The sequence below is a fragment of the Agrobacterium sp. LMR679 genome (assembly GCF_027157905.1).
Lineage (GTDB): Bacteria > Pseudomonadota > Alphaproteobacteria > Rhizobiales > Rhizobiaceae > Agrobacterium > Agrobacterium leguminum.
The window spans coordinates 558,773-578,452 of sequence record NZ_JAPVOJ010000002.1; the positions used below are offsets into that span (position 1 = coordinate 558,773).

Genomic DNA, 19,680 nt, shown 5'->3' on the forward strand with positions numbered 1-19,680 from the left:
GCGGCTTCACGCAAACCGGCGAAGGATCGAACCGGGTATTCAGCAAGGCGGTATCCGCATCCCGGCGAAAGGTCAAAGGTGTTTTCGTGATCGCATCTTTCAGATTTTCTGATGCGACGCCCGATATTCATCAACCGAAAGCGACCGACTAAAATTTATGCATTCGCCCACGGCGCACACAGCACCGTCACCCCGATACGCGCCTCATCCCCGCGCAACCAATTTGCCAATGCCGCATTTATAGGCTGAAACCGAAAAAACGCTTCTTTTTTAAAACTCTAGAGCGGTGAAAAATCTTCGCAGGGAGCTCCGCATAGTTCTTGCATTGCATTTGGCGTTGTATTCATATGGCAAAAAAGGGGACATCGAAGTTGGCATTTGACGAAATGATAAATGCGGACGACACGCCGCGAAGCCCATATGAAAACTATAACGAGTGGTACAGCCGACAGGACAGGGCGCACCTGATCCAGAAATCAAAAGACGCGGAAAACATCTTTCGAAAAACCGGTATTACTTTCGCAGTCTACGGCCATGCCGACAGTTCAGAAAAACTGATCCCCTTCGATATCATCCCGCGCATCATCTCAGGACGCGAGTGGCGCAAACTGGCCCAGGGCATCGAACAGCGCGTCCTCGCCCTCAATGCTTTCCTCGACGATATCTACCACAAGCAGGAAATCATCCGCGCCGGCCGCATTCCCCGCGAAATCATCGAGAAAAACGAAGCCTTCCTGCCGGAAATGATCGGTTTCACCCCGCCCGGCGGCGTCTACACCCACATTGTCGGCACGGATATCGTCCGCACCGGCGAAGACCAGTTCTATGTTCTGGAAGACAATGCACGCACACCCTCCGGTGTCAGCTACATGCTGGAAAACCGCGAGACGATGATGCAGATGTTCCCGGAACTCTTCCATGAAAACCGGGTGCGCCGGGTGGAGGATTACCCCTATCTGCTGCGCCAGTCGCTCGCCTCGCTCGCACCGCCCGGCTGTTCCGGCAAGCCGCGCGTCGCGGTGCTGACGCCCGGCATCTATAACTCCGCCTATTACGAACATTCCTTCCTTGCCGACATGATGGGCGTGGAGCTGGTGGAAGGCTCCGACCTGCGCGTCATGGACGGCAAGGTCAAGATGCGCACCACCCGCGGTTATGAGGCGATCGACGTGCTTTACCGCCGCGTCGATGACGACTTCCTCGACCCGTTGACCTTCCGGCCGGATTCGGCGCTTGGCGTGCCCGGCATCATGGATGTCTACCGCGCCGGCAACATCACCATCGCCAATGCCCCCGGCACCGGCATTTCCGACGACAAGGCGATCTATTCCTACATGCCCGAAATCGTCGAGTTCTACACCGGCCGCAAGCCGCTTCTGGAAAACGTGCCGACCTGGCGCTGTTCGGAGCCGGACAGCCTCAAATACGTGCTCGACAACCTCGCTGACCTCGTCGTCAAGGAAGTCCACGGTTCGGGCGGTTACGGCATGCTGGTCGGTCCCACCGCATCGAAAAAGGAACGGGCGCTCTTTGCCGAAAAGCTCAAAGCCCGCCCCTCCAACTATATCGCGCAGCCGACGCTGTCGCTTTCCACCGTGCCGATCATGGTCAAGAACGGCATTGCGCCGCGCCATGTCGATCTGCGCCCTTACGTGCTGGTGTCGGACAAGGTGAAGATCATTCCCGGCGGCCTGACCCGCGTCGCGCTCAAGCAGGGCTCGCTGGTGGTCAATTCCAGCCAGGGCGGCGGCACCAAGGACACCTGGGTACTGGAGGATTAAGCCATGCTGGGCAGAACGGCAAACGGGCTCTACTGGATGTTCCGGTACATCGAGCGCGCTGAAAACATCGCCCGGCTGATCGATGCGGGTCTGCGCGTTTCACTGACGCGCTCGGGCAGCGGCGATGAAGACTGGGACGGCGTGTTGCAGAGTGCTGGCGTCCACGAGGCGTTCCTCGAAACGCACGACAAGGTAACGACGGCGGATGCGATCGATTATCTCCTGCGCGACAAGGCCAACCCGTCGAGCGTCCTCTCCTGCATCGAGGCGGGCCGCAACAATGCCCGCATGGTGCGCACCGCGCTGACGCGCGAGACGTGGGAAGCGACCAACGAATTCTGGATTGAGCTGAAGACCAGTCTCGACCGCAGGATAAAGGCGGCGGACATGCCGCAAATCATCGATGGCATCAAACACCGCGCCGGCCTGGTGCGCGGCGCTTTCCACGGCTCGATGCTGCGCAACGATCTCTATAATTTCTCCCGCATCGGCACTTTCATCGAACGGGCCGACAACACCGCCCGCATTCTCGACGTCAAATATTACGTGCTGCTGCCGGCGGTCGCGCATGTGGGATCGTCGCTCGACAATGCGCAGTGGGAATCCATCCTGCGTTCGGTCTCGGCGCACCGCTCCTATGGCTGGGTCTACGATGCGGAATACAAGCCGGCCAATATTGCCGACTTCCTCATCCTCAATGGCCGCATGCCGCGTTCGCTTGCCTATTGTTACGAGAAGATCGCCAGCAACCTCAATTACATCGCCGAGGATTACAGCGAGAGGCACAAGGCGCATGAAACGGCCGAGAGCATTCGCGACAGCCTGCGCGCGACGACCATCGCCCGGGTGATGGACGAAGGTCTGCACGAGTTTCTGGAAAGATTCGTCCATCGCAACGGGCAACTGGGACAGGAAATCACGGAAGGCTACCGCTTCTATCAATAAGCGCGTGGACGGGGACAGCTTATGCGTCTGAAAATCACCCATACGACGGAATATGTCTATGACGAGCCGATGCCCTATGCGTTGCAGCGGCTGCGCCTGACGCCGCAGACCGGCCCCGGCCAGACGGTGGAGAACTGGGATGTCTCGGTCGATGGCGCCACCGTCGAAGTGACCTATGACGACCATTTCGGCAACCGCGTTGCGCTGGTGGAAACGGAAGGCCCGCAGCAGCGGGTGAAGGTGGTGGCGAGCGGCACCGTGAACACCGAGGACAAGGCGGGCGTGTTCGGTTACCACATCGGCAATGCGCCGCTGTGGCTTTTCCTGCGCGAGACGCCGCGCACCAAACCGGGAAAGCTCGTGCGCGAACTGGTGAAGGTGAGCGCCGGCGACAGCGAGCTGGCCCGCCTGCATGACCTCATGGAAAATATTCACCGCAAGGTGGAGTATGTGCCGGGCGCGACCGATATCGAAACCACGGCGGAAACAGCGCTGGAAGCGGGCAAGGGTGTGTGCCAGGACCACGCCCATATCCTGATTTCCGCCGCCCGGCTGATGGGCCTGCCGGCCCGTTACGTTTCCGGTTATCTGATGATGGAAGAAGTGGAGGAACAGACGGCCACCCACGCCTGGGCCGAAGTGCATCTTCAGGGGCTCGGCTGGGTGGGCTTCGACGCCGCCAACAATATCTGCCCCGACGACCGCTATGTGCGCATCGCATCGGGCCTCTGCTACCGCGATTGCGCGCCGATATCGGGCATGCGCATCGGCCCGGCGGGCGAGACGCTGAATGTGTCGGTCACCGTGCAGCAATCGCAGGGCCAGAGCCAGTCGCAGAGTTGAGACGATGACCGGCAGGGACGACGACACAATCGGCTTTTATACGGGTAACGCCGCGGCCTACACCTCGCGTGGACAGGCGGCGGATCGCCCGCATCTGGAAACATTCCTGGCGCGGCTGCAAGAGGGTGCAAGCATTCTCGAACTGGGTTGCGGCGGCGGGCAGGACAGCGAATTCATGCTGGCCGCCGGTTACGATGTCCACCCCACCGACGGAACGCCTGAAATCGCCAAAGCGGCGCAAGCCCGGCTCGGCATTCCCGTCCGGACATTGCTGTTCGAGAATATCGATGAGAGTGCGCGATATGACGGCGTCTGGGCCAATGCCTGCCTGCTGCATGTGCCCCGCCCTGCCCTGCCAGGTATTATCGGCCGCATCCACACCGCGCTGAAGCGGGGCGGCGTTTTTTATGCCAGCTTCAAGGCGGGAGAAGCGGAAGGCCGCGACATGTTCGGCCGTTATTATAATTACCCTTCGAAGCCTTGGCTGGAAGACGTTTACGGACAGTTTGACTGGGCGGCGGTGGAGATCGAGGCGCGGCAGGGCAGCGGTTACGACCAGCTCCCGACCGCATGGCTGCATGTGACGGCAACGAAACCCTGATCCGGCGCGACAACTTGGCGGTTGCGAAACCCCGTCCCACCCGGTTTAATCCCCGCATCGATTTGAAAGCATGATCCGGCTTCAGCCTGCGGGAGAAAAGCCGGCCGGGAGACGGCTTTGTACAGCATTTCCGACTATCGCGACTGCCAGTCGCATGGCCCCGTCATCGCCCAACGGGTCTGGACGGCATGGTGGCAGGATAGCGGCCTTCAGGTGGGCGACGTCGCCGAGCACCTGAAGGACATGACCAACCCCCATACGCTGCCCACCGGCTTCGTCGCCCATGACGGCGGCGCTTATGTCGGCTCCGCCTTCCTCATCCATTGCGATCTGGAAGAACGGCCGCAATATCTGCCCTGGGTCGCGGCCCTGTGGGTTGAAGAAGAGTACCGGCGCTCGGGCGTGGCGCGAGCCTTGATGCAGGCCGCGACGCAAAGGGCGGCCGAACTTGGCCACGAGACCAGCTATCTCTGCTGCCAGCGGGGTCTCGAAGCCTATTATGTCAACTGCGGCTGGGCCGTTCTGGAACGTGGCGTCGGCAAACACGACCTGACGGTGCTGACCTACACAACAGGCAAATAGGTTTCCGCCGCGATCCGCCGCCGGAAACCCCTGAAACACCGGGAGGAAACATGCGACCGCCAGCCGCCATTATGGAAACCGCGCTCTACGCCGACGATCTCGACGCCGCCGAAGCCTTTTACCGGGATGTCTTCGGGCTGGAAGTGGTGCGCAGGCTGCCGGGGCAATTCATCTTCTTCCGATGCGGGCAGCAGATGCTGCTGATCTTCGACCCCGAGCAATCCCGCCGGGCCGACCCCGACAATCCGATCCCCCGTCACGGCGCGGTGGGGCAAGGCCATTTCTGCTTTTACGCCAGGGACAAGTCGGAGGTGGACGGCTGGAAGGCCCACTTCGAAGCGCTCGGAATTCCCATCGAACATTATCACCGCTGGCCGAATGACAGCTATTCCGTCTATATCCGCGATCCAGCGGGTAATTCGGTGGAGGTTGGGGAAGGCAAACTGTGGGGGATTGAGTAAGGCGAGCGCCTGAAAGCTGCCTGACGCACAGAGGGGCAATGGGATGAAAGAGCTATCATCTGGCGTCATCCTCGGGCTTGTCCCGAGGATCTATCCACGTCGCGTAAAATCAATCGGTCGCAGATCCTCGGGACAAACCCGAGGATGACGTCGAGGGAGGGATGACCCACCCCCGACCATTTTTTACGCGCAGTCCGCAGATCAGATCTGGCGAACGGTGATTTCTTCTTCCGCATCCACGGCCAGCGGGTTCTTCAGCGGCAGGCCGAAGCCGGCGGCTTCGATCTCGAAGACGTCGCCCGCTTCCGGCTTGATGCCTTCTGCGAAGGAGAGCGTCGCGGTGCCGAACATGTGCACATGCACGTCGCCGGGTGCGCGGAACAGGCCGTATTTGAAGTGGTGATATTCGAGGTTCGCAAAGGTGTGGGACATGTTGTCCTCACCCGAAACGAACGGCTTTTCGAAGATGACCTTGTCGCCACGACGGATGCGCGAGGTGCCGCGAATATCGGACGGCGGGGCGCCGACGCGGATTTCCGGACCGAAGCTTGCCGGGCGCAGCTTGGAATGGGCGAGATAGAGATAGTTGATCCGCTCGGTGACGTGATCGGAAAACTCGTTGGAGACGGCAAAGCCGATCCGCACCGCCTCACCCTTGTCGGAGATCACGTAGATGCCGGCCATTTCCGGCTCTTCGCCGCCATCGAGCGCGAAGGAGGGAGAGGTGAGAGCAGCACCCGGTGCCGCCGCCACATGGCCGTTGCCCTTGTAGAACCATTCGGGCTGAACGCCCTTTTCACCGGCCTTGGGCTTGCCGTTTTCGAGACCCATGCGGAACATCTTCATGGAGTCCGTCAGGCTTTCTTCCGCCGCTTCCGTGGTCTTCTTGTGCATGCTGTCGCGGGTTGCGGCCGAACCCAGATGGGTAAGGCCCGTGCCGGTCAGATGCAGATGCGCCGGATCGGGATGGGTGATCGGCGGCAGGAAACGGCCTTCGGCATAGGCCTTTTCGAGATCGACGGCATCGCCGAGACCATGGGCGGAAATGACATCGGCAAGGCTCTTGCCGCCATTGGCGGCTTCCATGGCGAGCGCGTAGACCGACTCGGCACCCTTGACGGCCTGCGCCTGCCCGCCTTCTTCGCGAACGGCTACGGTGATCTTGCCACTGGCATCCTTGATCTGTGAAATAAGCACGGGATTTCCTTCCTCCGGCGCAACGCGCCTTGTCTCTTCTAAGCGGCGCATAACGCCTGCACCTTATGAAAGTGGCCGGAAACCGGCCACTTTTTTGACTTGCTATGTGGGTTGGGCAATCAGCCCTTGTTCTTGTTGTAAACGTCGAAGAACACGGCGGCGAGCAGCACGAGGCCCTTGACCATCTGCTGGAAGTCGATGCCGAGGCCGACGATCGACATGCCGTTGTTCATGACGCCCATGATGAAGGCGCCGATGACCGCACCGGTGATCTTGCCAACGCCGCCGGATGCCGAAGCGCCGCCGATGAAGCAGGCCGCGATAACGTCAAGCTCGAAGCCCACGCCCGCCTTCGGCGTCGCCGAATTGAGGCGTGTCGCGATGATCATGCCGGCAAGGCCGGCCAGCACACCCATGTTGACGAAGGTGAGGAAGCTCAGGCGTTCGGTATTGATACCGGAAAGCTTGGTCGCCTTTTCATTGCCGCCCATCGCGTAGATGCGACGGCCGATGGTGGTGCGGCGCGTCACGAAGCTGTAGAGCGCAACGAGGACAAGCATCACGATCAGCACGTTCGGCAGGCCGCGATAAGTCGAAAGCTGGTAGCCGAGGAACAGGATCGCGGCCGAGATCAGCAGGTTCTGGGCGATGAAGAAACCGAAAGGCTCGACATCGATACCGTGCTTCACGTTCACGACGCGACGGCGCCATGCGAGATAGAACAGCACGACCGTAATCAGTACCGTCAGGATCATCGAGGTGGTGTTAAGACCTTCAATGCCGCCGATATCGGGCAGGAAGCCGGTGCTGATGATCTGGAAATCGGTCGGGAACGGACCGATGTTCTTGCCACCGAGCACGAACAGCGTCAGGCCGCGGAACACCAGCATGCCCGCCAGCGTCACGATGAACGACGGGATGCGGTGGTAAGCGATCCAGTAACCCTGTGCAGCACCGATGATGCCGCCGATGACGAGACAAATCAGCGCCGCAAGGAACGGGTTCATGCCCCATTGCACGGTCAATATGGCCGCTATCGCACCGACAAAGGCGACGATGGAGCCGACCGACAGGTCGATATGCCCGGCCACGATGACGAGCAGCATGCCCAGCGCCATGATGACGATGAACGAGTTCTGCAGGATGAGGTTGGTCAGGTTCACAGGACGGAACAGGATGCCGCCGGTGTAGAACTGGAAGAAAACCATGATGGCGACGAGCGCGATCAGCATGCCGTATTCGCGGATATTGGCGCGAATATACGACCCGACCGAGACGACGTTACTTTCTTCGTTTGTGGTGTTTGCCGAACTCATGAGTTCTTCTCCCCTGAGCGCATGATAGCGCGCATGATGCTTTCCTGGCTCGCCTCTCCCTTCGGCAATTCAGCGACGATGCGGCCTTCGTTCATGACGTAGATGCGGTCGCAATTGCCGAGCAGTTCGGGCATTTCCGATGAGATCATCAGAACGCCTTTGCCGTCGGCAGCGAGCTGGTTGATGATGGTGTAGATTTCGTATTTCGCGCCGACATCGATACCGCGGGTCGGTTCATCGAGGATCAGCACGTCGGGATTGGAGAACAGCCACTTGGAGAGCATGACCTTCTGCTGGTTGCCGCCCGAAAGATTGACCGTTTCCTGAAAAATCCCCGACGAGCGGATGCGCAGGCGCGTGCGAAAATCGCTCGCCACCTTCATTTCCTTGATGTCGTCGATGATGCTGGCACTCGACACGCCGGCCAGATTGGCAAGCGTGGTATTGTGCAGAATGTTGTCGTTGAGCACGAGACCGAGATGCTTGCGGTCTTCCGTGACATAGGCGAGACCCGCATCGATGGCCTTGCGCACGGTGCTGACATCGACCGGCTTGCCGTCGATCAGCACTTCGCCGCTGATCTTGTGGCCATAGGACTTGCCGAACACGCTCATGGCGAATTCGGTGCGCCCGGCACCCATCAGGCCGGCAATGCCGACGACTTCGCCCTTGCGCACGGTAACGTTGATATCGTGCAGAACCTGGCGGTCGCGGTGCTGCTGATGATAGGCGTTCCAGTTCTTCACTTCGAGAATGGTCTCGCCGATCGGCACGTCGCGCGGCGGATAACGATCCTCGAGATCGCGCCCCACCATGTTGCGGATGATGACATCCTCGCTGATTTCTTCCTGATGACAGTCGAGCGTCTTCACCGTCATGCCGTCGCGCAAAACGGTGATCTGGTCGGCCACCTTGCGCACTTCGTTCAGCTTGTGGGTGATGATGATCGAGGTCATGCCCTGCTTGCGGAATTCCATCAACAGGTTCAAGAGCGCCTCGGAATCGCTTTCGTTGAGCGAAGCCGTCGGCTCATCGAGGATGAGCAGCTTCACGCTCTTCGACAGCGCCTTGGCGATTTCGACCAGCTGCTGCTTGCCCACACCGATATCGGTGATCAGCGTCTCCGGCGATTCCTTCAGGCCCACCTTCTTTAAAAGTTCGCGGGTACGGTTGAAGGTCTGCTGCCAGCTGATGACGCCGCTCGAAGCGACCTCGTTGCCAAGGAAGATGTTTTCCGCAATCGACAGGAGCGGCACGAGCGCCAGCTCCTGGTGAATGATGATGATACCAATATCTTCACTGTCGTTGATGGCGCGAAAATTCCGCACTGCGCCTTCATAGTGGATTTCGCCCTCATAGGTGCCGGCGGGGTAAACACCGGAAAGGACCTTCATCAAGGTCGACTTCCCCGCGCCGTTCTCACCGACGAGTGCGTGGATCTCACCCTCTTTAACCTTGAGGTTGACGTTCTCAAGCGCTTTTACGCCCGGAAACGTCTTGGTGATGTTCCGCATTTCGAGAATGGTATTGGCCATATCGCAATCCAGCGCCCGATTAATTCCGGCGTTTTTATTTTTATGGAAAAACGGGGATGACGCCAAGCCATCCCCGCATGTGTGTCGAGCTTATTTCAGCTGGTCTTCCTTGTAGTAACCGCCATCGACGAGAACCTGCTTGTAGTTCTCCTTGGTTACTGCAACCGGCTTCAGCAGGTAGGACGGAACGACCTTGACGCCATTTTCATAGGTCTTGGTGTCGTTTACCTCAGGCTCCTTGCCCTGCAGAACGGCGTTGACCATGTTCACGGTCACCTTGGCGAGTTCGCGGGTGTCCTTGAAGATGGTGGAGTACTGTTCGCCGGCAATGATCGACTTGACGGAAGGAACTTCAGCGTCCTGACCGGAAACGACCGGCAGCGGCTGGTCCTTCGTGCCATAACCAACGCCCTTCAGCGAGGAGATGATGCCGATGGAGAGACCGTCGTAAGGCGACAGAACGGCGTCAACCTTGGCGTCGGTGTAATAAGCGGACAGCAGGTTGTCCATGCGGGCCTGGGCCGTTGCCGGGTCCCAACGCAGCGTACCGACCTTGTCCATGCCGGTCTGGCCGGACTTCACGACGAGCTTGCCGCTGTCGATGTAAGGCTGGAGGACCGACATCGCGCCGTCATAGAAGAAGAAGGCGTTGTTGTCGTCCGGGGAGCCGCCGAAGAGCTCGATGTTGAACGGGCCCTTGCCGTCCTTCAGGCCGAGCTTGTCGACGATCGAAGTCGCCTGCAGAACGCCAACCTGGAAGTTGTCGAAGGTGGCGTAGTAGCTGACGTCGCCGCTGTTGCGGATCAGGCGGTCATAAGCGATGACCTTGATGCCCTGCTCGCCGGCCTGCTTCAGGACGTCCGACAGCGTCGTGCCGTCGATCGATGCGATCACGAGGACCTTGACGCCCTTGGTGACCATGTTTTCGATCTGGGAAAGCTGGTTCGGAATATCGTCATCGGCATATTGCAGGTCGGTCGTGTAACCGGCTTCCTGAAGCTGCTTCACGATGTTGTTGCCGTCGTCGATCCAGCGTGCGGACGACTTGGTCGGCATGGCGATACCAACGGAACCCTTGTCCTGTGCGAAAGCCGGCACTGCGAAAGAAGCAGCACCGATGGCACAAGCCGCCATCAGCGAAATAATGGACTTCATTAACTCTCTCCCTTGAGCCCTTCTCTGGAGCCCGCATGCTGCGGTGCACCATGAAATTCATGCCGTCAGAGGAAGAAGCCGCATTGCGCTCACCCCGATTTCGCAGTTGCGAAATGGAACAGCTGCCGCTCCTCCCCGGCATTCCGCAAATTGTTCTGAATCTATATAACTGTCAAATAGAATAAATCAGTTTCCATATATCAATTATGATATATTAAATCGATACAAAAACCGATGAGGGGTATAAAACCACGAATGAACAACCAAAAAGTGTATGAGCAGGCGCAAACAACGGATGCCCTTTTCGTCTTTGAGGACAACCCTTTGCTGCGGGCCGGATTGAAGATGAGCCACCTGCGCATGCTGGTCATGATCGAGGAGCACGGGCAGGTCAGCGCGGCGGCCGCCGCCATGAACATGACGCAGCCCGCAGCCTCGCGCATGCTCTCGGAAATGGAGGCGATCGTCAAATCACCCCTTTGTCAGCGGGCCTCGCGCGGCGTGGTGCTGACGAAATTCGGCGAGGCGCTGGCGCGGCGGGCACGCACCATATTGCTGGAACTGCGCGAGGCGAGCCGCGAGCTGAACCAGATGAAATCCGGCAGCGGCGGCTCGGTCTATATCGGCGCCGTCACAGCACCTGCGATCAGCCTCGTGGTTCCCGCCATAAGGCGCGCCATGGACACCTATCCCGGCATCGAAATCAACGTGCAGGTGGAAAGCAGCAACGTGCTGGCCCGCGAACTGCTGGCGGCGCGTCACGATTTCATCATTGGCCGCATTCCCGATGATTTCGATCCCGGCCTCTTTTCCATCCATGAAATCGGCATAGAGCGCGCCTGTCTTGTGGTGCGCGAAGGCCACCCGCTGCTTCGCGGCGAGCCGGTGACCCTGCAGGATCTCTCCGGTTACGACTGGGTCTTCCAGCCGCCCGGCGCGCTTTTGCGCAGAACCATGGAGGATGTGTTCCTCACCCACGGCGTCGCCATGCCGCGCAACGTCATCAACACGCCATCCGTGGTGCTCACCCTTGCGCTTGTCTGCAACACGGATGCCATCGCCCCGATCGCGCAGGACATGGCCGAATTCGTTGCCGGCCAGCAGGCCGATATCGGCCGAACCCGGATATTGCGGACGGATTTTGAGCTCGTCGTAAAGCCCTACAGCATCATCACCACCAAGGGCCGTGTTTTGCCGCCCAGCGCCCGCCTGCTCTACGATCTGGTTCTGGATGAAAGCCGCAAGCTGACCGGCCCGTGACGGCGGCAAGCCAGACACCACCTTCATGATCCATAAAGGCCGGATAGTCAGACCGGCGAGGGAAAAGCCGCATGCTCTTCGGACAATCCGTTTTCCAGTCGGTCGTCGACAGGCTGAAACACGAAAAAGAAACGGAAGAGGAAGGCGCCGAGCCGCCACCGCCCGCCGGTCACCGCATTGCCGGTTTCAGCTCGGGCTTCGTCATCGATACACATATTGAAACGCCGCCGCCCGCGAACGGCAATCTCGATGCCTATCTCGCTTTCCTGGCCGACCCCGCTCCACCACCGGAACCGGAGCCGGAGCCCGAACCGGAATCCATGCCGGCCCATCTCGAAAAGACGTCGCTTGCCGATGTTTCGGCGGAACTGGCGATCCACGACACCGACACGGCCGCAACGCTTGCGGAAAAGCGCCGCGCCTTTGCCCGCCTCAATCATCCCGACCGGGTGAAACCGCAGTTCCGGCAAAATGCGACGCTGCGCATGACGGCGGCAAATCTCCTGATCGACCAGGCGATCCGGATGCTGCGGGCGCGGGAGCATTTCCGGTAAAAGTGCCGGACGGCCTTATCTCGCAAAATACATGAAACGAAAGACAGGAGGCGCTTCAGCCCGCATCGTTCTTGTCGGTGGGCGCACTTTCGGCGACAGGTTCATCCGCACCATTTCCGCTTGTGGGAGCATCGCTTGCGGGTTTGAACTTCAGCAGCAATTCATAGGCCGCATAAGCCCCGATGCCGGCAACGATGGTTCCCCAGAAAAACTCGCGATTGACGAATTCGATGACGGCCCACGCGGCGCAAAAGCCGACGATGAGCAACCGGACCCACAGGGGACGATAAAGCGGATGACTCGTATCGATATTCAGCATGGCGTTCCCGTCCCGGGCCTTTCCAGTCGATCGCATGATTGCGGTTCCACACCCAAAGGCGTGAAGATGCTTATGCGTCTTGGCGGTTTCACAGGAAAATTGCAACGCAATTCAGCCCCGCTGCCGATCAGGCTGGCGTGAAAGACCAGCGCAGGAAGACCGTCGCCGATGCCACAGGCAATGGGAAGACGGGAACATCTGCGCACAGGCAGCACCCTGCGGCGGCCCGCGCCCGGATAGCCCCGCTCTCGTCGAAGCTCAGTCCCGCAGGCGTCCGAGCAGCGCCAGAAGCTGATCACGGGCCTTCTTGCCGCCGATCCTGTCGATCAGCTTTTCCTCCCGATCCCGCCAGGTATTGGAAAGCCGGTCGAGAAGGCTGCTGCCCTCCTCCGTCATGTCGAGGAAATGAACGCGCCGGTCCTCTTCCGATTTGCGGCGGACGAGCAGTCCCTTCTCTTCCATGCTGTCGACGATGGCGACGAAATTGGCGCGCTGTATGCCGAGCGCTTCGGCCACATCGCTCTGCTTGAGACCCGGATTGCCGCCGACGATGACGAGAACGGAAAAATCGGCCGGCCGCAATCCCTGCTCCGCCAGCACATCGGCAAAACCGTTTGCCACGGCAAGTTGCGAGTGTCGCAAATGATAGCTGATCGCAGTCGTCAGCAACCCATAGTCGATAGCCGTGATATGCGCCGCTTCCGCGCTGCCGCTTTCGGCCTTTTCCGTCCGCGGCCCGTTGCTGTGTGCCAATCGCAAAGCCATCCGATCCCCCGCCTGATTCGTTCCTTTACCTTGTCGAAATCATAACCGACAACGTCACGAAACTGTATCCCAAATAAATGTAGATGATACTAATATTGTATAATAATTTGACAGTTAATCGCCGGCAAAGCAAATCCGGACTCCGGATCGCCACCCGACGAACGAAAAAAGTATGACTATTTACCCGCCAAATTTGAGGGGATAAAATCGCCTCCCGCGCCGTATTTGAAAGGCGTTGCCCTCATCCGAGGGCCTCTTCGTGAAAGCGGCAAAACAGCGGTCCGGCCCGGCAATAACATACTACTTATAAGGGAAACCCTATTCCGGCAAAAAGACAATACGTCAAACGACGCATCGCCCTGCCACCGCACAAGGGCCCATGACCACCCCAAAACAGCCCCCACGCCGGGCTCCGCCCAAAAACCGGCAACCTTTCGCAAATCTCTGATTTTTAGACATTGATGCGAAAACAAAGCTGGGGTATGAACCAACCGCTGCACGCGATTCAAGCGTGACCGCTGCACCCGTAGCTCAGCTGGATAGAGTGTTGGATTCCGATTCCAAAGGTCACAGGTTCGAATCCTGTCGGGTGCGCCATATTTCTCAAAGCTTTCAGCGTTTCACGCTATCCCTGAAACAATCACGGGAAGCATGTCGAGAATGAGCTTCAAGAGCTCCGGATGAAGCAGAATCGGCGCAGGCTGCGTCAAAAAGACCCTGCCTGAGAGCATCAAATGACGTTGTTGAAGCAGCAGTTTTGCGATAGCGCTACCCCGGCAGAATGCGTCAGATAATAGACTGGAAATACTCCAATGATGGATTGGGATTGGGTAGATTTCTTCCCTATAGTCTTTCTTCCGTTCAAGATTATCGTGCTGGGTACGGGCATGTACTTCGCCATCAAGTGGCATCACGATCAGGCGAAGAAGGAAAAGGGCCCCAGCGGACCCTAAGTGCCCGCCGGTCGGGCAGCGAAAAGCTCGGATTTCATCAGATGGATGTTTTCGCGCGTGAACCGGTGGCGGGGAACCCCCATGGCGATGGTTGCCGATGGGATGATCTAACCGTCGCGAAGGCGTTGCGTTTCGCACGGTGGACATCGATTTTGCCAGAACGGCTTTCGCTTGCGCCACATCGTCGTTGAACGCCGGCGGGGATGTCTCCCCGCCGAAATGCATGTCGGCAGCCAATCGCGGCTCAGAACTCCTGCCAGTCGCCCTTTGTATCGACGGCGGCATTGCCCGAAAACGCCGAGGCGATCTTGCGGCCCAGCGCGCGGACGGAAGAGGCGACATATTTGTCGCTGCCACCGGCGCTGCGGACAGGCGCGGGCTGGCTTTTCGGCTGATGGGCGCCGTCGGCGAGCCGGAACTGGGAGAGCAGCTGGTTGAGCGACGCCACTTCCTTAGGAAGGCTATGGCTTGCGGCATTGGTTTCTTCCACCATGGCCGCATTTTTCTGCGTGTCCTGATCCATCTGGTTGACCGCCGTATTGATCTGCTGCAGGCCGGAAGACTGTTCCTGCGCGGCTTCCACGATGGAGACGACGTGCCGGTTGATCTCCTGCACTTCCGAAACGATGGTCGCAAGCGCCTTGCCGGTGTCGCCCACCAGCTGAACGCCCTGCTGCACCTGATCGTTCGAGGTGTTGATCAGCGCCTTGATCTCCTTGGCGGCATGGGCGGAGCGCTGGGCAAGCTCACGCACTTCCTGTGCGACGACGGCAAAACCCTTGCCGGCCTCACCCGCACGCGCCGCTTCCACACCGGCATTGAGCGCCAGAAGGTTGGTCTGGAAAGCGATCTCGTCGATGACGCCGATGATGTTGCTGATCTCATTGGCGGATTTCGCAATCTGCTCCATGGCGACCACGGCGCGGCGCACCACGTCGCCGGATTGTTCGGCGCCCGCCCTGGCACGGCTGACGATCAGGCCCGCCTCCTGTGCGCGCTTGGTGGAATCCCTGACCGTCGTGGTGATTTCTTCCAGAGCGGCGGCGGTTTCTTCGACAGCCGCGGCCTGCTGCTCGGTGCGCTTGGCCAGATCGTCGGCGGCAGATTTGATCTCGTCCGCACCCGCGCCGATGCCGCTGGCGTTCTGAGCCACCTTGGTCAGGGCCGCCTGCAGCTTTTCGGCGGACATGTTGAAATCGTTGCGAACGGTGTCGAGTGTGGCGGTGAACGGCTGGCCGATGCGATAGGAAACATCGCCTTCCGAAAGCTTGGAAAGACCGGCTGCGAGATTGTCGACGGCGAACTTGACGTCGGCCGCTTCCCTTGCCTTCTGCTGTTCGCGCTCCATCCGGTCTTTCTCCGATAGGCTGCGATTGGCTTCGGTTTCCTGTTCGAGACGAATGCGCTCGATGGCGTTTTCGCGGAAGACCTGCACGGCCTTCGCCATCTGGCCCACTTCGTCGCGGCGCGCCATGCCGTCGATTTCCGTGGCCGTCTCGCCGCCGGCAAGCGACACCATGCGCTCGCGCAGGCGGGCGATAGGCGTGGTGATGCCACGGGAGGCCACGAACAGCGCCAGAATGATGCCGGCCGCAAAAGCGATGCCGACAACCACCAGCGAAGTGAGGATGGTCGAATTGGTCTGGTCCGTCAGTTCGTCGCTTCCCTCGACAACGCCCTTGGCGAGCTTGTCCAGCAGCGCCGTCAGGGCAACCGAAGTCGCCTGAATGGAGGCGTCCGCCTTAAGCAGCTGGGCAGCGGATTCCTCATTACGGTTTGCCATGCCAAGTTCGACAGCCTTGTCCGTCATGGCGGTTATGGCCTGCGACTGCGCGATGAAGGCGTCCATCGCAGCGGACTCTTCGGGAAAAACAGTCTTCGCATTATTGAGGCGCTGCAGGAGCGCGCCCTTGCTGTCACTGTAGGCCTGCTTGGCGGCCTTTATCTCCGGCCCGTTCACGTCATAAGCCATGACCTGATAGGCACCATAGGCCAGGGCAACCAGATTTCGGTTGGCGCGCGCGAGCTCCACCAGCGCGGCATTGTCGTTGGCGATAAAGAGCGAGTAGGCCGTGTCCGCTTCCTTGTAGCGGGTGGACATGTAGGCGGCGGCACCAAGGCCGACGATGCAGAGCGGGAGAATGAGCGACAGGATTTTTGTGCGGATACTGGCGTTTTGAAGAAAAGACACGGAAAGCCTCACGTCATTGAAAAAAGCCGCTCCTTCCCCGTGCCGGAGGTGTTCGGCAACACTGACATTGCACGTCGAACGCCCCGATCATCGAGACTTCGCTAGCCGCATCATAGGCTCTGGCCGCATCTGCATCATGCATGCGCCGCAGAAAGCCGCCCGTCCCTTCAAATACGGGGAGGCCGCTCACCACGGTTGGCGCGGCGGCCCGCCAGCAGGCGGGAACGCCAGGCCGAATTCCCTGAAAAAACGGAAGCGAGCGAATTTTCAGCCGTCGCTCCCGGTTTATTTTCCAATAAAATGATTATGATCAAAAACTTTATAATTCCTTCACGCCACGGCGGGCAAAGCACGGGTGTTTTTTGCCCCCGGAGACAGGCAAAATCAGCCGCGCCCTGCAAAGGGCCGCGCTCTTCGCGTGGCCGCCCATCGCTGCAAGATGGCGGCCATGACGGCAAGTCCGGCCATGGCGGCGAATATCATGGCGATGTCGCGATAGGCGGCGGCAAAACCGAAACGGGCAATCCATGGCTGGCTTGCCAGCGGCGAGATGAAATGCCCGAGAAACATCGAAGCGGTGACGATGCCGGCGATACGCCCGCGCAGTCTGAGCGGCGCCAGCATGATGGTGGTGGACATGATGCCCGGCATCACCACGCCGAGGCCAAACCCCACCACCGCAAGCGATGACAGCATGGCGACCAGCCCTTCGGCCATGGCAAGCAGCGCAAAACCCGTCGCCATCGACACCAGCCCGGCGGCAATGATGGCGGTCACGCTGGCCCTTGCCCGCAATCGCCCGAAATTGAGCGCCGCCAGCGCCCCGGCCAGATTGAAAATGCCGATGGCATATCCGGCAATGCTGCCGGAAAACACTCCGAGCTCCCGCAGGAAGAACGGCAATTGCGAGGGAATGGTGTAAAACAGGGCATTGACGAGAAATACCGCCAGCGCCAGCACACCCACCAGCAGCCAGTTGACCGCAAAGTCCTGTTCGCCGCCGGCTTTTATACGGCTGTCGTTCCTCACCGGCTCCGTCAGAAAGAACAGGGCCGCCGGCAGAATGAGCAGGGCGACGGCATAGACCGCGAAGGGCGCGCGCCAGTGCAGATCCGCCAGCAAACCGCCGGCCACCACAAAAACCACGCCGCCGATCTGGGTAAAAGCCTGTTGCAGGCCGAGATAACGCTCCCGCGCCGAGCCTTCGAAATAATCGCCCACCAGCGCCGTGCCGATCGTCATGATGGCGCCGATCGCCAACCCCAGAAAAGCGCGCCCGACGAGCAGGCCGGCAAGTCTGTCGGCAAAAAGGCCGGACATGCCGGAAAGACTGTAAAGCAGGATCGCGCCGAGCAGGAGCCGCTTGCGGCCGAAGCGATCCGCCAGCACCCCGGCAATGGGGGCGCAGAAAGCCACGAAGACCGAGGGCAATGTCAGCACCATGCGGCTCATGATATCCACATGCGGCGTCGACAGGAAAGTCTGCTCAATGGCCGGCAGCGAAGGTGCAACCGTGGTTCCGGCCATGATGGTAAGCGTGGCGACGAACAGCAGCGTCACTTTCAAGGCGAGGGATTTTTCGGCCATCTCACGCCCCCTTGTAAGGCGTTGCGGACCGCGCCTGTTTCAGCGCACGCGCCCACCAGCCGAGCTTGTTCATCATCGTCTCCAGCGCGCCTGCCGCCGGCACGCCGGCGTCGAAGTGGCCAGCGGCATCCACACGATCCCAGGGATTGGCGAAGCTGACGACATCGCGGATCGTCACCGCATGCAGTTCCGCAAAGACGGGACGAAGCTGCTCGGCGGCGCGCAGGCCCCCGGAAATCCCGCCATAGGATACGAAAGCCACCGGTTTTGCGCCCCATTCGTCATAGGCGGAATCGATCAGCACCTTCAGCGCGCCGGGGTAACTGCGGTTATATTCCGGGGTGACGACGATGAAGGCATCTGCGCCATCGAGGCTTTGCCGAAGCTCCCGGACCGCGGCGCGCTCGGGCGCGTGGTCCTGCGGCAGATCGAGTTCGCGCGGGTCGATGACCGCAAGCTCCAGTCCCGGCAGTGCCTCCAGCCGCTCCAGCAGCCATTTGCCGATGACATCGCAGAAGCGCGGATTGCGAGCGCTGCCGAAGATGATGCGGATGGAAAGTGTATTGTCGCTCATGGAACGTCCTTCAAAAGTGTGTTCCATGCCCTGATAATTCCTCAACTATAGTTGAGGTCAATAGCCGCACATAAAAAAAGCGGCAGGTTCAAAACCTGCCGCATCGTCTCTTGCAGTGGCGTGGGGTGCTTCAGGCCGCCGCGCGCCGCAGCGCTGTCGCAACCTTGTGGATATGCGCCGCACCGATGCCGCAGCAGCCGCCGATCATGGTCGCGCCCGCATCCGCCCAGGAGCAGGCAAAACGGGAATAGACATCGCCGGTCAGATCCGCGCGCGTGCCATGCAGCCCCTCATTGGCGGCGGAATCGCCCTGTTCGCCTTCGAAGGCATTGGCGTAAACGCCGATTTCCAGCGACACAGCCTTTTCCGCGAAGACGGCGGCGGCCGTCTCGACGGCGGCCTTCATGACTTCCGGCTTGCTGCAATTGAACAGAAGGGCGGCGGCACCCGATTGCGCCGCCCATTCGGCAGCCGCCCTGACCGTTTCACCGGAGCGAAGCGCGGGCTCGCCGCCGGCCGCAGCCGCATCGTCGTTGAGCGTGAAGGAAATCCAGAACGGTTTGCCGGTCGCGGCAACGGCCTCGCGCACCGCTTCGCCCTCGGCGATCAGGCTGAGCGTCTCGCCGAGCCAGACATCGACATGAGGCGCAAGATTGTCGACCAGCACCTTCAGATAGGCCTGCACCCGCGTGGCATCGAAATTCTGCGGCTCATAGGAACCGAAGATCGGCGGCAGCGAACCCGCCACCAGCACCTTGCGACCGGAAGCATCCGCCGCTTCGCGCGCCAGCTTGCCCGAAAGGGCGATCAGCGATGCGCCATCCCTCTGGAAACGCTCTTCGCCGATGTGGAAGGGCACCAGCGCATAAGAATTGGTGGTGACGACATCGGCGCCGGCTTCGATAAATTCCGCATGCACCTGCCGCACGATATCGGGCGCGTCGATAAGCGCCAGCGCCGACCATTCCGGTTGTTTCAGCTCGGCGCCCAGCCGCTGCAATTCGCGGCTCATGCCGCCGTCGAGGATACGGATTGTGCTCATGGTCATACTCCCTGAATGT

General features: G+C 60.0%; 19 protein-coding genes and 1 tRNA gene. 9 read left to right on the plus strand and 11 right to left on the minus strand.

The window, feature by feature from the left end; translation table 11 throughout:
• The first annotated feature begins 371 nt into the window (after positions 1 to 371).
• The 6 genes from O3W47_RS13525 to O3W47_RS13550 all read left to right on the plus strand — a co-directional run bounded on the left by O3W47_RS13525 (position 372) and on the right by O3W47_RS13550 (position 5,213).
• A complete protein-coding gene (locus O3W47_RS13525) occupies positions 372 to 1,781 on the plus strand; it encodes a circularly permuted type 2 ATP-grasp protein (protein WP_162936596.1) in 1,410 nt (469 codons plus the stop codon).
• A 3-nt stretch (positions 1,782 to 1,784) separates the two neighbouring features.
• Positions 1,785 to 2,726, plus strand: coding sequence for an alpha-E domain-containing protein (locus O3W47_RS13530; protein ID WP_137003902.1), 942 nt, complete (start codon positions 1,785 to 1,787; stop codon positions 2,724 to 2,726).
• A 21-nt stretch (positions 2,727 to 2,747) separates the two neighbouring features.
• Entirely contained in the window at positions 2,748 to 3,569 is an 822-nt protein-coding gene (locus O3W47_RS13535) for a transglutaminase family protein (protein ID WP_003520534.1), read from the plus strand.
• 4 nt (positions 3,570 to 3,573) lie between these two features.
• Positions 3,574 to 4,170 carry a class I SAM-dependent methyltransferase gene (locus O3W47_RS13540; protein ID WP_262533647.1) on the plus strand — a complete coding sequence of 199 codons (597 nt, stop codon included), beginning with the start codon at positions 3,574 to 3,576 and terminating at the stop codon, positions 4,168 to 4,170.
• 117 nt (positions 4,171 to 4,287) lie between these two features.
• Positions 4,288 to 4,752 (plus strand): GNAT family N-acetyltransferase, encoded by a 465-nt coding sequence (locus tag O3W47_RS13545; protein ID WP_269313952.1) that lies wholly within the window; start codon positions 4,288 to 4,290, stop codon positions 4,750 to 4,752.
• A 50-nt stretch (positions 4,753 to 4,802) separates the two neighbouring features.
• On the plus strand, positions 4,803 to 5,213 hold the full coding sequence (locus O3W47_RS13550; protein ID WP_080816042.1) for a VOC family protein: 411 nt from the start codon (positions 4,803 to 4,805) through the stop codon (positions 5,211 to 5,213).
• Positions 5,214 to 5,414: 201 nt separating this feature from the next.
• On the opposite strand, the gene araD1 is transcribed toward O3W47_RS13550, so the two are convergent.
• The 4 genes from araD1 to chvE all read right to left on the minus strand — a co-directional run bounded on the left by araD1 (position 5,415) and on the right by chvE (position 10,416).
• Positions 5,415 to 6,410, minus strand: a complete 996-nt coding sequence (gene araD1, locus O3W47_RS13555) for a 2-keto-3-deoxy-L-arabinonate dehydratase AraD1 (protein WP_162724066.1) — start codon at positions 6,408 to 6,410, stop codon at positions 5,415 to 5,417.
• A gap of 119 nt (positions 6,411 to 6,529) precedes the next feature.
• Positions 6,530 to 7,726 (minus strand): sugar ABC transporter permease GguB, encoded by a 1,197-nt coding sequence (gene gguB / locus O3W47_RS13560; protein WP_020810904.1) that lies wholly within the window; start codon positions 7,724 to 7,726, stop codon positions 6,530 to 6,532.
• Complete coding sequence (gene gguA / locus O3W47_RS13565; protein WP_269313953.1) at positions 7,723 to 9,261, minus strand: sugar ABC transporter ATP-binding protein GguA; 1,539 nt, start codon at positions 9,259 to 9,261, stop codon at positions 7,723 to 7,725. The genes gguB and gguA overlap by 4 nt, the downstream gene beginning before the upstream one ends.
• 90 nt (positions 9,262 to 9,351) lie before the next feature.
• Positions 9,352 to 10,416 carry a sugar ABC transporter substrate-binding protein ChvE gene (gene chvE / locus O3W47_RS13570; protein ID WP_003520542.1) on the minus strand — a complete coding sequence of 355 codons (1,065 nt, stop codon included), beginning with the start codon at positions 10,414 to 10,416 and terminating at the stop codon, positions 9,352 to 9,354.
• 255 nt (positions 10,417 to 10,671) lie between these two features.
• Here chvE and O3W47_RS13575 point away from each other — a divergent pair, with 255 nt between their 5' ends.
• Together O3W47_RS13575 and O3W47_RS13580 are read left to right on the plus strand one after the other, a co-directional pair.
• Entirely contained in the window at positions 10,672 to 11,676 is a 1,005-nt protein-coding gene (locus tag O3W47_RS13575; protein ID WP_269313954.1) for a LysR family transcriptional regulator, read from the plus strand.
• 71 nt (positions 11,677 to 11,747) lie between these two features.
• Complete coding sequence (locus O3W47_RS13580; protein ID WP_137003906.1) at positions 11,748 to 12,230, plus strand: hypothetical protein; 483 nt, start codon at positions 11,748 to 11,750, stop codon at positions 12,228 to 12,230.
• 55 nt (positions 12,231 to 12,285) lie between these two features.
• Here O3W47_RS13580 and O3W47_RS13585 read toward each other — a convergent pair whose 3' ends face one another.
• Together O3W47_RS13585 and O3W47_RS13590 are read right to left on the minus strand one after the other, a co-directional pair.
• Complete coding sequence (locus O3W47_RS13585; protein ID WP_174025379.1) at positions 12,286 to 12,549, minus strand: hypothetical protein; 264 nt, start codon at positions 12,547 to 12,549, stop codon at positions 12,286 to 12,288.
• A 258-nt stretch (positions 12,550 to 12,807) separates the two neighbouring features.
• Entirely contained in the window at positions 12,808 to 13,314 is a 507-nt protein-coding gene (locus tag O3W47_RS13590) for a MarR family winged helix-turn-helix transcriptional regulator (protein WP_003520548.1), read from the minus strand.
• 520 nt (positions 13,315 to 13,834) lie between these two features.
• Between O3W47_RS13590 and O3W47_RS13595 the strand changes: the two genes are divergently transcribed.
• A tRNA-Arg gene (locus O3W47_RS13595) sits at positions 13,835 to 13,911 on the plus strand.
• A gap of 23 nt (positions 13,912 to 13,934) precedes the next feature.
• Here the strand turns inward: O3W47_RS13595 and O3W47_RS13600 are convergent.
• The 5 genes from O3W47_RS13600 to O3W47_RS13620 form a co-directional block, all read right to left on the minus strand.
• A complete protein-coding gene (locus O3W47_RS13600) occupies positions 13,935 to 14,504 on the minus strand; it encodes a hypothetical protein (RefSeq protein WP_269314887.1) in 570 nt (189 codons plus the stop codon).
• Positions 14,505 to 14,511: 7 nt separating this feature from the next.
• A complete protein-coding gene (locus tag O3W47_RS13605; RefSeq protein WP_269313955.1) occupies positions 14,512 to 16,458 on the minus strand; it encodes a methyl-accepting chemotaxis protein in 1,947 nt (648 codons plus the stop codon).
• A 384-nt stretch (positions 16,459 to 16,842) separates the two neighbouring features.
• Positions 16,843 to 18,045, minus strand: coding sequence for an MFS transporter (locus O3W47_RS13610; RefSeq protein ID WP_269313956.1), 1,203 nt, complete (start codon positions 18,043 to 18,045; stop codon positions 16,843 to 16,845).
• Between the two features lies 1 nt (position 18,046).
• Complete coding sequence (locus O3W47_RS13615) at positions 18,047 to 18,619, minus strand: NADPH-dependent FMN reductase (protein WP_137452777.1); 573 nt, start codon at positions 18,617 to 18,619, stop codon at positions 18,047 to 18,049.
• A gap of 130 nt (positions 18,620 to 18,749) precedes the next feature.
• Positions 18,750 to 19,661 (minus strand): homocysteine S-methyltransferase family protein, encoded by a 912-nt coding sequence (locus tag O3W47_RS13620; protein WP_269313957.1) that lies wholly within the window; start codon positions 19,659 to 19,661, stop codon positions 18,750 to 18,752.
• Positions 19,662 to 19,680: the final 19 nt, after the last annotated feature.